The sequence below is a fragment of the Micromonospora sp. WMMD987 genome, from assembly GCF_029581435.1.
Classification (GTDB): Bacteria; Actinomycetota; Actinomycetes; order Mycobacteriales; family Micromonosporaceae; genus Micromonospora; species Micromonospora rifamycinica.
The window spans coordinates 1633209-1646613 of the sequence record NZ_CP120861.1 but is presented as its reverse complement, the minus strand read 5'-3'; the positions used below and the strand labels follow the sequence as shown (position 1 = coordinate 1646613).

The following is a 13405-nucleotide window of genomic DNA, read 5'->3' as shown; positions in this document are numbered from 1 at the left end:
CGGCACCTGCTCGCGGAACTGCCAGCCAACCGGCTGACCCCCTTGCACACGACAGGGCACCCACCGATCGGTGGGTGCCCTGTCGTGTGCAAGGGGGTGCTACTCGCGGCGTTGCGCGATGCGGGCGAGCCAGGGCAACTCGGGCAGGTGGACGGTGATGCGTTGCTGGGTCCAGGGCCGGCGGAGCGCGAAGAGGCTGAGCACGATCCACCACAGGGCGGCGATGCCGGCGGTGGTGGTGCGGGCTGGGCCGGTGGTGGTGGCCCAGACCATGGCCACGGTGGCGGCACCGAAGAGGACCCAGCCGAGCCGCGCGGCGACGGCTCGCCAGAGGAAGGCGAACGCGAACAGGCCGACTCCGGCGGCGCACCAGGTCCACCACAGCGTTTCGGCGTCGATGGGCAGGCCTGCGGAGTGGGCGGTGAGGTAGTCGCGGACCGGGTCGAGGACGACGTGGGTGAGGTTCCAGTCACGCAGCCAGTCGAGGCCGCCGTCGACGGCGTTGACGAGGATCCGGCCAATCCAGCGCAGCAGTGGAAGGACTAGCCCGAACAGCAGGAGTGCGACGAGTAGTACCCCGGCGGCACCGGCCGCCGGCAGAATCCACTCGGGAGGCCAGTCGTCGCTGTTGCGGGTGCGGTGGAAGCGGCGCCAGAGGTCGCCGGCCCATTCGTTGAGCATCGCTGGCCAGTTGGCGTTGGTGTCCTCGATCGGTGCAGGCCCGGCCGGCACGGTGGTGGTGTCGGTGCTCATTCATCGTCCTCGTCTTCGTCCTGGTCGACGTCGTCGACGGCGATGATGACCGGCTCGCCGCGGCGGGCGGCTTCCAGTTGGGCGCGGGTGAGCACGGTGTGTTCGGGCAGCTTGCGGGACAGCAGTGCCTCCAGGCCCTCGGGTGCGCCGTTGATGCCGGCGGGGGCTTGGGCGTTGATGTCGTCGAGCAGCGCGTTGACGAGCAGAGCGAGCGACCCGGGACCGGATCCGCCGTAGCCCCAGCTGATGCCGTAGTAGGAGTCGCGGGGCGCCGGATAGACCTTCCCGTCAGCGGTGCGGATCCAGACCGGCCCGTCGAGGATTAGCTCGGCCAGCGGCGCGGTCGCGGGCAGCCGCTGCGGCATGGCAGCGGTGTACTCGCCGCCACCGCTGCGCCAGACCGGGGCATCGGTGTCCGGATCGACCAGGGCGTCACCCGGCTCACCGGACCGTGTGAGTAGCTCGAACGCGGCGGTGCGTTGGGTGGGGACGAGCCGCTGCGTCCACTTGAACGCCCAGGTGCTCTCGACTTCCTCGATCTGCTGCGGGTTGCTGTAGGGCAGGTCGGCACCGGCGTCCCAGTCGGTAACCTCACGAACGCAGCGGCGGGCGAGGTCGTCGGTACGGGCGAGCAGGTCGAGCCAGCCGGCCCGACGCTGGGTGGGTTCGATGTCGTCCAGGCCGGCTTCGGGCACCGGCAGCGGCCGTGCCGCGATCCGCAGCACCCCGTCCGGCAGTTTGGCCTTCTCGACCATCTCGACGAGTTGCTCGGCGGAGGCAGCGGCTTGGGCGTGTGCGAGACGTGCGAGGTTGACCAGCACTCGGGCAGCAGGGTGGGCTTCGGGGTAGGTGGAAGCCATCATGAGCAGCACCCCGGTGTCCAGCGCAGGAACGGCCATCGCGGTGACCGTGTCCGTCGACGGCTCCCAGTCCAGCAGCAACTGCTTGTCCCGCAGAGTCAGCGGCCACCACGGCAGCGGCTGACCCAGCACCCCTGCCAGGTCGAGCCAGGTCGGGGTGTAGGTGCGATCAGGCAGGCCGGGCAGCAGGGCCTTGAGTTCCGGCCCGTGCCGCAGGGAGAACCCGCCCGACACCACGACCACCGCACCCTCACCGCGCGGGGCGAGCTGTTCGACCCACCGCCGGTGCTGGTGCGGCATCCGCTGACGGGTGGGTAGCGGCCACACCAGGTGGACCGGACCCTGCGGGGTGTGCCAGACCAGGGCGACCGCCCCAGGCAGTTCCACCGCGCGCATGAAGGCGGTGCCATACGGCACCGGCGACCAGGCCGTCACCGGCACTCGTCCCGACCACCGGTCTCCGCGCCGGCTCAGCGCCCACGCGTAAGCGTCGTCTTCGGACCACCATGGCTGGCCGTCGTCAATACCGGTCGCGGTCAGCTTCCCGGTCTTAACCCACCACCACACGGTCAGCCGGGGCACGCCCAGCAGCTGTCCCACCGCGCCCATCCCGAGCCGCCGCTGGCGGTCCTCCGGCTCTTCCACGTCCGCGATCCTCCGTTACCGAAAGGTCGCCCTGTGTCACTGCCACGCCAGCGTGCCAGAGCGGTCCGACACAGGCCACCCCGGATGCGAAGAGGGCCCACCCCCCATGAGTGCCACGCCGAAGACCGACCCTGGCAGCGGCAGATAACGGCGATGATCGAAGCCGCTAGGCGGTGTCTTCAAAGGATCTTGGTGTCGGATGATGTAGCGCGTGGGTCGTCGCTACGAGTTGTCGGACGTCGAGTGGGAAGCCCTGTCGCGGTATCTGCCGTCGGCGGTAACCGGTGGTCGGCCTCGTGTCGATGACCGGCGGGTGCTCAACGGGATCGTGTGGAAGATCCGGGCCGGGGCGGCGTGGCGGGACGTGCCCGCCCGCTACGGGTCCTGGCAGTCGATCTACACCCGGTTCCGCAGGTGGGCATTGGATGGCACGTTCGAGCGGATGCTCGCCGGTGTCCAAGCGGACGCGGACAGGGCCGGTGACATCGACTGGCTGGTGTCGGTCGACTCGACCATCGTGCGGGCACACCAGCACGCCGCGGGCGCTCAAGGGGGCACCGAGAAACGGACGAACCACAAGATCACGCCCTCGGTCGAAGTAGAGGTGGACTGACCACCAAGATTCACCTCGCCTGCGACGGCTTGGGCCGGACCCTGGCGTTTGTGCTCTCCGGCGGCAACGTCAACGACTGCACCCGCTTCACCCACGTCATGGCCGCCATCCGCGTCGCGCGGCCGGGACCCGGCCGACCCCGCGTCCGCCCGGATCATGTCATCGCCGACAAGGGCTACAGCTCCAAAGCCATCCGGACGGACCTGCGCCGGCGCGGCATCGGGCACACCATCCCCGAACGCGCCGACCAGCAGACCAACCGCCGCCGGCGAGGCAGCCGAGGCGGCCGGCCACCGGCGTTCGACAAGCAGCTCTACAAACGGCGCAACGTCGTCGAACGCTGCTTCAACCGGCTCAAGCAGTGCCGCAGCGTCGCCACCCGCTACGACAAGACCGCCTCGTCCTACCAGGCCACCGTCACCATCGCCGCGCTACTCCAATGGTTGTGAACCTTTGAAGACGCGCCCTAGCCGAACAGACCGACGAATGGACCGAAGGACGCCGCTACATGGGCCTGGAACTCCTCACCAAAGCCCGCCTGATCACCGTCAACAGCAGCCAACACGACACCGACCACACCAACGCGGCACCGATCGCCGCATAACATCAGACCGGATCACGCAATGACCGTCTCTTACACCACCAGCGCGGACGTGACCAACAGCAACACCAAAAAGCTCCGACCCCGGGTGAAACCCCAGGTCAGAGCCTTTTTGGTGGTGCGCCGCCAGGGACTCGAACCCCGAACCCGCGGATTAAGAGGTTGATCTTGGTCGAGTCGTCTGGTCCAACGGGGCCGCGTGAGTCCATCTGTTCGCGGTCAGGCCCCAGCTTCACAGAACGGCGTCCAGCCCAGTCCATCGCGCGCTGGCCCCGTCCCATCGCGCGCGAGCACCCACGGAGACACCGCATGGATCATGACAAAAAGGCTGGCCACGGATCACGGTAGGCCCTGGGCCATGCTGGCGCAGAACCACTCACACTGGCTGGGCCCGCTCTCACTCACCGATCGGGGGCCACGCGTACCTGAACGTCCTACAACGACGGTCGGTCGAGCCATGTCTCGACGCTTGGTCGGCACCTAGAGTGTTGCGGTGCTGACCCTCGGCGTCGACCTCGCAGCGGCGGACAAACGTACGGCGATGGCGACCATCGAATGGCTGTCGGATCGCGCAGTGGTGCGAGACGTGGTCCTCGACGTGGGCGACGCCCAGATCGTCAAGGCCAGCCAGGACGCGGACAAGGTCGGGCTGGACTGCCCGCTCGGCTGGCCGGAACCCTTCGTCGCGCTCGTCACGGCCCACCGGTCCGGCCACGTCACCATCGCCGACGGCGATGCCGCGCGATGGCGGCGTCATCTGGCCTACCGGTTGACCGACGAGGTGGTACGCGAGACGACGGGCATCATTCCGCTCAGCGTCGCCGCGGACCGGATCGCTCATGCCGCTTTCCGGGGTGCCGGGCTGTTGGCGATGCTGGCCGCCGCCGGCCATGACGTCGACCGGTGCGGCGACGGCAAACTCGTCGAGGTCTACCCAGTTGCGGCCCTATGCCGCTGGGGGTTGACGTACCGCGGTTACAAGGGACGGGGCCAGAAGACGCAGCATGCCGACCTCGTGACCGCGCTCTGCGCGGCCGCACCCTGGCTGGAACTGGGCGCTTCCGATGCGCTGTGTCGACGCAGCCACGACGCCTTCGACGCGGTCGTCGCGGCCCTCAACGCACGTGCCGCCGCGACAGGCAGGGCGACCCGACCCGACGACGAGCAGCGGCAGGTCGCAGGGACCGAGGGCTGGATCGCCCTGCCCACGGGGCCGCTCAGCGACCTTGTCGACGGCACCGGCGCCGGCGGGAGGCGCTCATGACCTCGGGCTGAGTTGGCTGGACACGTCTCGCGAGGACCAGCAACGCATGCGCGAGTTGCTCAAGCTCTTCAGCGACACGGAGAGCCGGGACGAGTTGGGCGCCGGCCAGGTCCGCGACGCTTTCAGCGACCTGCTGTTCCCCGGCACGTCGGTCCTGCAGAACCGGGCACGGTATCTGTTGATCGTGCCCTGGTGCTACCAGGAGGCGCAGAAGCGTGGGCTACGTGGTGACCGCCTCGCCGCGCGGGTCGACCGCAACGAGCGGAAGGTGATCGCCGCGCTGCTGCGCGGCAGCGACACGGAGGGCATGATCGGCAGGCGCGCCGGAGTCGGGGTCCGCACCCTGCCCTCGAACATCTACGCCGTTGCTGCACAAGCGGATCATCGACAGATCGACTCCGGCTCGGCCAGTGCCACCGGGTCGTCCCACGCGCATCACCATCCGACCCAGGATGAAGGGCGGGATCGAGCAGGTGCGCCAGCAGAGTGCCAGGCATCGCGTTCCCTGGCTCGGAACGTGCTGCGCTTCGGCCGCCTGACCACAAGCGCGGACCAGGAGACCGACAATCGGCCGCTCGGCCCATAGGACTGCACCATGGGATCGATAACAATGAGGTCCGTCTTGGGGAGGTCATAGATGGTTGGGCTGTTCGACGGGTTCGAAGGCTATCGAGTGGTAAGCGAGGCCGAGTCGCGCCAGGCGTTGACCACCGCGCTAGTCGCGGTAGACGCAAACGTACTTCTCAACCTCTACCGCTACAACGCTCGGACGACGGCGGACCTGTTGACGATCTTCGAGAAGCTCGGTGACCGTCTCGTCGTTCCGTACCAGGCAATGCGCGAGTTCCACCGCAATCGGCTTCGGGCCATCGGCAATCCTGAACAAGCAACGGGAGAAGCGCGCGCCGCCTTGGAGAAGAGCCGGGCAACGGCAGCGCGGGCTCTCGAGACCTGGTCGAAGCACCTGGCCATCGACGACGCCGAACTGCAACGTTTGCATCTTGACATCGACGGCGTGTTCCAACGCCTGCGAGACGCGATCGACCGAGCCACGCCCGACCGCGTTCACCCCTCCACACCGGCCGACGCGGACCCGGTACTGAGCAGACTCTCCGAGCTCTTGTCCGGCAGGGTCCTCCCACGCCCCGAGGACAAGGTCTGGGACGCCCTGATCGCCGAGGGCAATCAGCGCGTCGACGAACTCATTCCTCCAGGCTATCTAGACGCAGAAAAGGGCGACCAGTATCCAGAGGGTGCTGCCGGCGACTTCCTCGTCTACCGACAGGCATGCCACGAGGCGAAAGCGCGGGACATGGACCTCATCATCGTCACGAACGACGAGAAGGAGGACTGGTGGTGGCGCCGTGGACCAGACATGATCGGCCCGCGACAGGAGATGACGAAAGAGTTCTTCGACAGCACGGGGCACCGCCTGTTCCTGATGCGGGCCAGTGACCTGCTGAACCGATCCCAGGCTCTCGATGTCGAGGTCAATCCCGAGTCCGCCAGAGACGCCGACGTCAACCGTGCAGACATCAATGAGCCTGGCAAGTGGACGGCTGAAGCGGTGGACATGCTGCTTCAGAAGCTACGCGGCGAAGGACGAAGCGACCTGGCCGACGTGATCACTGCCGCCGCGTCCGCAGGCGGCACCATCAGTCGCGAAGACATCTATACCCTCTGCGGCTACCGCGAGGATCGCATGCTGCGCGGGATCACCCGCCCAACCACCCGGATCACCGGCGACCTGCAGGCCGCGAGGATCCTGCCGCCCTCCGTCACACCGATGATGAAGCCGGTTTACATCGACGCAGGTGCCTTGAGTGCCATCCGAATCCCGTCGGAGGTCGTGGACATCCTCGATCCGAACTCAACACCGCCCAGCCCAGGGCTGGATACAGAAGCGGCCGGCAAGTACCAACCCCTTGCTGACTATCTGGCGGCGCTGGACAGCGAGTCGACATCGATGACTTTCGGTGAGATCGAAGACATCCTCGGCGACACGCTCGCACCCTCTGCCCGCAAGCACCTCCCCTACTGGTACTCCCCGCAAAACTCATTGGGCAAAGCGGTAGCATCGGCGGGATTCAAGGCTCGCGGTGTACGGATCGAGACTGAAACGGTCGAGTTCATCCGGCGCTCCTAGGCCAATCGACCTGAGATGGCCGACCGCCGCGACGGAACGTCTGCGACGGCCTTGCAAGTCCGAGTGACGCGGGCAGCGATAGTTGCTGTCGCCGCCTGTGACTCCGCGAAGTCCAGCCGCGTCCACAAGGGCTAGCGGCCCCTATGAATCTGTCAACACCGGCCACCCTGCAATGGAGCCGAAATACTTCGGAATACGGTTTGGTAGACCGGGCATCCCCACTGCCACTCCGCGCACTCGCGGACTGGCCCGATGGGGCAGGCACGCAACATGACACCCAAAGCCAGGGTGCGACATTGGTCGATCGTGGCTGGCTCGAACGACTTTCGTCGCACCAGGTGCACCGGTCTTCTGCAGGCCGGGCGGTACCATACGACCTGCCGGTTCACCTCCGCCAACGCTACGCAGAACAGTTCATGCGACGGCCGTGGACACCGGGACGGAACTAGGCACGTTAGCCGAGAAAGGCCGAGATTTGGCACCCCGTCGTGTTGGTCGGATCGACGCTTTGACGGTTTCTACATGCTGGACGATCGCTGCGCCCACTGCTTCAGCCAGCTTCGGCGGCACCGCATTGCCGATGAGCCGCCCAAGAGGAGCGAACTGCACCGGCTTTCCGGGAGCGACGAACTCGTAGTCAGGCGGGAAACTCTGAAGGATCGCGGCTTCGCGCAGTGAGACGGCCCGGTCCTGTTCAGGATGGCCGAAGCGACCGGCTCCGAAGTTGTAGGACAGTGTCGTGATGGTGGGTGACGGCTCGTTCCACACCATGCGGGCATAGACGTTGCGGAAGGTGGATCCTGACGACCTACGATGACAGGGTGCGCGGAGCTCTTCCTGCCAGTCCTCCCAGGTGCCGCCTGGTTTCGAACTCTTGATTCTCTCCAGGTTGATCGGAGTCAGGCTACGGCTCTTGTGGAGACGATCAGCAGGGTCGGTCTCACCATGCCGAAGGGGTGGAAGATCGCCGATGGCTTGTTCGACGGTAGGGTAGTCGGCTACCCCGACTCCACCCTTGGGTACGCGGATCTCGCCGAGGAGAGAGGCGACGAGAACCATACGCCGTCGCTGTTGGGGCACTCCGTAGGCCGGGCAGTAGCAAGACTCGTACCGCACCCGGTAGCCGAGTTCCTCGAGCTTGGCGACGAATGTCTGGAAGATCGGAGTGCTGCCGATGCGGGGAACGTTCTCCATGGTGACGACCTCGGGCATGGCACCCTGGACCAGACGACTGACTTCGTCGATCAATGGCCACTGTGCTTCCTGCGACGTGTCGGTGCCGCGGCGGTACGAGGAGAACGGCTGGCAGGGTGCACATCCAGCCAGCACACGGATCGCCCCTTTCGGCCACATCGCGCTGAGTTCATCGGCGTCTAGGTCGCGTACGTCCTTCTTGCGGAAGGGGGCGCGGACATTGGCCTGATAGGGATACTCGCAGGCCGGATCGATGTCGAAACCTGCAGCGATACCGACACCAGCCTTCTTGAGCCCGTACGACAGGCCCCCCACGCCGCAGAACAGGTCGACTGCAGAGATCTTGACGGTACGCGGGGCCATGCCAGCGACTGTAGTGGGTCGACGAGCACCGGCACCGACTGGCTTCGAGGGTCGTACTTTCGACCCCGGTTCGGCGGCGGATGGTCGGATCACGGACAGCTACACGACAGGGATGGCTCCGGAGTGCTGGTCGACTGATAGGAATGCTCGCATCTGATCCCGACCGATGCCAGGGCGCCACCGTCACGATCGGAGGGTCGAGACCCCGTCGTAGCTAGAACGCATGTTCGATTCGCCTGCTTTGTCACACTCCGGCTCTACGCTCGGATCCTCGTAGAGGGGGAGGGATTCATGGCTACGGCCACACGGTCTTCCACCAGCTTTCCGCCAGCCCTGGTCGACGAGTTGCGAGAGATCGTCGATCGCCACGACAGGAACCGGGTGCAGTCCCTGGTCACGGCGTTCGTCGCTCGCCATCGCCTGACTCACGGAGATGTCGATGACCTGCTGATGGTATTGACCAGGCAGCGAGCGTCGGGTTACCAGGCGGTTTCGTCGAGCGGTTCCGTGGTCCAGCCTTCCATGTCGCCCGACCTCGCACCCGCGGACGTGGCCGGAAGCCACGTGGCTGGAGGTGAACCGCACGAGTTCTCGACTGCAAGTGGGGCGGCCCCGGGGCAGTCGCCGGACGAGGCGACGGCTGACGACGGCCCGGACTGGCTGTTCGGTGATGCTCCCGAGCAGCCAGTCTCGTCGGCATCCGACGGGGCGGTGGGGGTGGCGTTCGAGGATCTACTCGGTGACTGGTCTCGCACCGGGGGGAAGCTGACGCGCGCCGAGGTCGCCTTGGTCGCGACACGACGGGCACTGTCCGCAGGACAACACGGCGAACTGCTGCGTCTGCTGGAGGAAGCCGGCGTCGAGTTGCCCGCTGCCGCCGACACGCGTCCTGCCAGATCCGCCGTGAAGGGCTACGAACTGCACGGGGACACGATCCGGCAGTATTTGGGGACCATCGGCCGGTACCGGCTGATCGGTGCCGAGCGTGAGGTGGAACTGTGGTCGCTGATGAAGCAGGGCGAGTCGGCACGACGCACACTCGAAGTCGGGTGGGGCGAACTGTCGCGCGCGGAGCGGCGAGCCTTGCGTCACCGGATCGAGGAAGGCCGTGAAGCGCACGCCGAGCTGGTGTGTGCGAATCTGCGGCTCGTGGTGTCGATCGCGAAAGCCAAGCAGTACGACGGCAGGGGTCTCGAGTTCGCCGACCGGATCCAGGAGGGCAACCTGGGACTGATGCACGCGGCCCACCTCTTCGACGGCTCCAAGGGATACAAGTTCTCGACCTATGCGACCTGGTGGATAAGGCAGCACATCGAACGCGGCATCGCCAACTACGGCCGCACGGTCCGCATACCCGTCCATTTCATGGAGCAGATGCGGAAGGTCGACAAGGCCGTCCGCACACTCACGGCGCGACTCGATCGGGCACCCACGCTGTCGGAACTCGCCGACGAGACGGGACTGGATCCCGGCAAGGTGCAGGCGACGTTGGACCACTCACGTCCAGAGGTCAGTCTCGACGATCTACTCGGTGACGAGGGCGACCTACGTCGGTCGGACCTCCTCGTCGCCGAGCAGGAGCGTGACGGCCGCACGGACCCGGCGGAGATCGTCTGCCATGCGATGTTCCATGCGGACGTCGAGTACACCCTGCGGCAGGCGCTGCCGGAGCGAGCCGTGTGCGTGCTTAGACGACGGTTCGGCCTCGGCACCTACGAGCAGGAAACCCTCGACGAGATCGGAGCCCACTACGGTGTCACCCGCGAGCGGATCCGACAGATTCAGGCGAAGGCGTTGAAGACGCTTCGGGAGCACCCGGCCGCGGCGGCGCTGCGCGCGTACGTGACCGAGGCACCCCTGGCCGTGGTTTCCCGGAGTGGTGACGAGGAGAAGACGTGACGAGCTACGGCAAGGGTCAGCCGCTGGCGGAGGCGTGCGACCGATTCGTCACTTGGCTGGATGGTCGGGTGGTGGCGGCTGGCCGGGGTGACGGTCTGGAACGGTTGGAGGTAGCGCCCTCCGGAACGTTCTGGCTCGGCCGATTGGCCTGCGAGGACGAGGTTCGCAAGGGTGTGGGCGACGACCGGTCGGAGCGCCTGGACCCGTGCGCGATCGGTGTCCGGTTCCGTCCGGAGGGGCCGGCACCGTGGTCGGCGACGGTGACGGTACGGGCTCGGGCATGGGTGAAGGATCCCAAGGACGGTCCCGATCCCGAGCGCCGGTGGTGGAGGAGCGGTCTGGTCGAGGAGAAGGTCCCGCTCGTCGTCGACGCGGCCGGGGGGACCTTCGGTGCCAAGCAGTTGGAGGGTGCTTTCGCAGCGGTCGGTGCACCCGGATTGTGCGCAGAGGTACGCGTCGAAATCGAGGACTGGCACCGCAGTCCCGAACTGGTGGTGCAGCTGGTGAACACCAGCCCGCAGAAGGCCCCGGGGCTGACCGATTCCCATCTCTACGAGACGCAGTTGGAGGTGGCGGGGCTCGGCACGGTGCCGTTCGAGCTGGAGGCCCTGCCGGACAGCTTCCGCTACGACCGGCGGGTGCCGGCATACGGCATCAACGTGGGCGTCGAGGTGGTGGCTCCCGGGGTGTTCCGTACCACTGACACCGTCGGTGTGCAGACCTTCCGGCCGGAGTACTGGAACAGCCCTCGTCCCGAGCCCGATCTTTCCTTTGCTCGTCTCGCCGCCGATCCGATCCCGGTCCTCACCGACCTGGTGGACGCACTCGACGAGTACGACCAAACGCACTGGTCCACGGTCGCCTTGGACGAACGCCACCTGGCCGATGGCTGGACGGATGCGATGCGCGCCGAAGCGGACCGGTCGGCTGCCGACGTGTTCGACGAGCTCGCCCGGCTGCGTGCCGGCCTGGAGCTGGTCCGGACGCGCCCGGAGATCCGACGCTCGTTCCAGCTCATGAACGAGGCGATCGGGCTGAGCGCCAAGGGGCGTGGTTACCGTACGTGGCGCGCGTTCCAGGTGGGATTCCTGCTCTCCGCCATCCGGTTCCTCGCCGAGCCGGCTGAGGAGGCCGATCACGTCGACACCGTGTGGTTCGCGACCGGCGGTGGCAAGACCGAGACGTATCTGGGTCTCCTGCTGACCACGGCGTTCTTCGACCGTTTGACCGGGAAGCGTACGGGTGTGACCGCGTGGTCGCGCTTCCCGCTACGCCTGCTGAGCCTGCAGCAGACCCAGCGTTTCGCCGATGCGCTCGCTGGGGCGGAACTGGTCCGCCGGCAACAGGATGATCTCCGGCGTAGCGCTCCGTTCAGTCTCGGCTTCCTCGTCGGTCAGGCCGGCACCCCGAACAAGATCGTTCCCAAGCCGGAGAACGACGAGATCGGACCGGACAGCCCGGGAATGCCGGAGAAGTACCGGGTGCTGCTGCACTGCCCGTTCTGCCGGGACGAACGCCTGAGCATGAAGTTCGACCGGAAGCGATGGAAGCTGGAGCACCACTGCACCAACCAGGCGTGCCCCTGGCAGCGGGGTCCGCTACCGGTCTACGTCGTCGACCAGGAGGTGTTCCGCTTCCTGCCGACGGTGGTCGTCGGCACGCTCGACAAGGCGGCGTCGATCGGCCTGCAGCAGGCCATGCGAGGGCTCATCGGTCCGCCGCAGAAGCTCTGCTCCGAGGAGTGGCACGGGTTCACCTACTCGACCCGGTCGAAGTCCCCCAACGGCTGCCTCGTTCCCGACTGCCAAGGCACCCTCAAGGCGCTGCCAATGGCCGCGGAGCGGTTCGGTCCGTCGCTTCGCCTGCAGGACGAGCTGCACCTGCTACGCGACAGCCTGGGCGCGGTCGACTCGCACTACGAGAGTCTGTTGGACCATCTGCAGGACAAGCTGTGCGGCACCCGCGCCAAGATCGTCGCTAGTAGTGCGACCCTGACCGGGTACGACCATCAGGTCAGGATCCTGTATCGGCGCAAGGGGCGAGTCTTCCCGCAGCCGGGGCCCCGAGCAGGCGAGTCCTTCTGGACCGCGCCGGTCACCGCCGAACTACGGCGCTTCGTCGCCGTGGCACCGCGTGGCGTCACGCTGGAGCACGTCAGCGACCGGACCTTGGACGCCCTGCAGCGATGCGTCCGGGAGCTGCTGAACGACCCGAAGACCGTGTGTGCGGAAGCCGGGATCGATCCGGGGCACGCGGAGAAGCTGCTGAGCATCTACGGCACCGACGTCGTCTACGGGTCGACTCTCTACGACGTGGAGGCCGCCGGCCGGAGCCTCGGCAGCAACAACACCGTCGACGGCATCAACGTCGAGCAGCTGACCGGTCAGACCGACTTCGACGAGGTCCGGAACATCCTGGAGCGGTTGGAGAAGCCGGAGGACGCGTTCGAGGACCGCATCCACGTGATCGCCGCCAGCTCGATGCTGTCCCACGGTGTCGACGTCGACCGGCTCAACACGATGGTCATGCTGGGTCTTCCGCTGACCACGGCCGAGTTCATCCAGACCACGGCTCGCGTCGGTCGTCGGTACCCCGGTCTGGTGTACGTCCTTCACAAGATCGGTCGTGAGCGTGACGCCCAGACGTTCCGCCACTTCGACAAGTACGTGAGCCAGGGCGACCGGTTCGTCGACGCCATTCCGATCACCCGTCGCAGCAGGCGGGTGCTGGCCCTCACGATGCCCGGTGTGGTGGCGGCGCGGATACTGATGCTCGTGGAGCCGGCCAGCAAGCAGCGGCTGAGCACGCCGGTGAAGCTCCGACAGTACGCTCGCGACGCCGGGCTCACTCCGGCCGACGAAGCGGCGTCGGTCGCAGCGGTCCTCGGGTTCGACGGGCCGGAGGATTCTCTGCACCAGCAGCAGATCGTCGAATGGGTTCAGGAGTGGTTCGCCGACCTTGAGGACCCTGCCAGCAAGGCCAGGTTCATCGGCCAGATCGGCAGCCCGTCTCCGATGACGAGCCTGCGCGACGTCGAAGCCCAGGCCCCGATCCACGACTGAAGGCG

8 protein-coding genes and 2 pseudogenes are annotated in these 13405 nt (G+C 66.8%); 7 read left to right on the top strand and 3 right to left on the bottom strand.

Annotation, left to right across the window (positions count from 1 at the left end; all coding sequences use genetic code 11):
* Positions 1 to 99: 99 nt before the first annotated feature.
* Together O7612_RS07265 and O7612_RS07260 are read right to left on the bottom strand one after the other, a co-directional pair.
* The gene (locus O7612_RS07265; RefSeq protein WP_282271572.1) at positions 100 to 753 is read right to left on the bottom strand and encodes a hypothetical protein; all 654 of its coding nucleotides are present in this window, start codon (positions 751 to 753) and stop codon (positions 100 to 102) included.
* On the bottom strand, positions 750 to 2048 hold the full coding sequence (locus O7612_RS07260) for a hypothetical protein (protein WP_282271570.1): 1299 nt from the start codon (positions 2046 to 2048) through the stop codon (positions 750 to 752). Before O7612_RS07260 ends, O7612_RS07265 begins: the two co-directional genes overlap by 4 nt.
* A 421-nt stretch (positions 2049 to 2469) precedes the next feature.
* On the opposite strand from O7612_RS07260, the pseudogene O7612_RS07255 reads away from it, so the two are divergent.
* The 5 genes and pseudogenes from O7612_RS07255 (at position 2470) to O7612_RS07235 (ending at position 6882) form a co-directional block, all read left to right on the top strand.
* Positions 2470 to 3320: pseudogene (locus tag O7612_RS07255) on the top strand (IS5 family transposase).
* 17 nt (positions 3321 to 3337) lie between these two features.
* Positions 3338 to 3475: pseudogene (locus O7612_RS07250) on the top strand (IS256 family transposase); the annotation flags it as partial.
* A gap of 490 nt (positions 3476 to 3965) precedes the next feature.
* Positions 3966 to 4736, top strand: coding sequence for a DUF429 domain-containing protein (locus O7612_RS07245; protein WP_067303746.1), 771 nt, complete (start codon positions 3966 to 3968; stop codon positions 4734 to 4736).
* The gene (locus O7612_RS07240; protein ID WP_269749284.1) at positions 4699 to 5322 is read left to right on the top strand and encodes a DUF6361 family protein; all 624 of its coding nucleotides are present in this window, start codon (positions 4699 to 4701) and stop codon (positions 5320 to 5322) included. The genes O7612_RS07245 and O7612_RS07240 overlap by 38 nt, the downstream gene beginning before the upstream one ends.
* Before the next feature lie 51 nt (positions 5323 to 5373).
* Positions 5374 to 6882, top strand: a complete 1509-nt coding sequence (locus O7612_RS07235) for a PIN-like domain-containing protein (protein WP_282271564.1) — start codon at positions 5374 to 5376, stop codon at positions 6880 to 6882.
* Positions 6883 to 7296: 414 nt separating this feature from the next.
* Here the strand turns inward: O7612_RS07235 and O7612_RS07230 are convergent, their stop codons facing one another.
* Positions 7297 to 8439, bottom strand: a complete 1143-nt coding sequence (locus tag O7612_RS07230) for a DNA cytosine methyltransferase (protein WP_282271562.1) — start codon at positions 8437 to 8439, stop codon at positions 7297 to 7299.
* A 291-nt stretch (positions 8440 to 8730) separates the two neighbouring features.
* On the opposite strand from O7612_RS07230, the gene O7612_RS07225 reads away from it, so the two are divergent.
* The gene (locus O7612_RS07225; protein WP_282271560.1) at positions 8731 to 10338 is read left to right on the top strand and encodes a sigma-70 family RNA polymerase sigma factor; all 1608 of its coding nucleotides are present in this window, start codon (positions 8731 to 8733) and stop codon (positions 10336 to 10338) included.
* Complete coding sequence (locus O7612_RS07220) at positions 10335 to 13400, top strand: helicase-related protein (RefSeq protein WP_282271558.1); 3066 nt, start codon at positions 10335 to 10337, stop codon at positions 13398 to 13400. Before O7612_RS07225 ends, O7612_RS07220 begins: the two co-directional genes overlap by 4 nt.
* Positions 13401 to 13405 lie beyond the last annotated feature (5 nt).

What these genes read in the sequence shown, in the direction of transcription:
- O7612_RS07225 (WP_282271560.1), top strand. Translation starts at nt 8,731, where the DNA reads ATGGCTACGGCCACACGGTCTTCCACCAGCTTTCCGCCAGCCCTGGTC.
- O7612_RS07230 (WP_282271562.1), bottom strand. Translation starts at nt 8,439, where the DNA reads ATGGCCCCGCGTACCGTCAAGATCTCTGCAGTCGACCTGTTCTGCGGC.
- O7612_RS07235 (WP_282271564.1), top strand. Translation starts at nt 5,374, where the DNA reads ATGGTTGGGCTGTTCGACGGGTTCGAAGGCTATCGAGTGGTAAGCGAG.
- O7612_RS07265 (WP_282271572.1), bottom strand. Translation starts at nt 753, where the DNA reads ATGAGCACCGACACCACCACCGTGCCGGCCGGGCCTGCACCGATCGAG.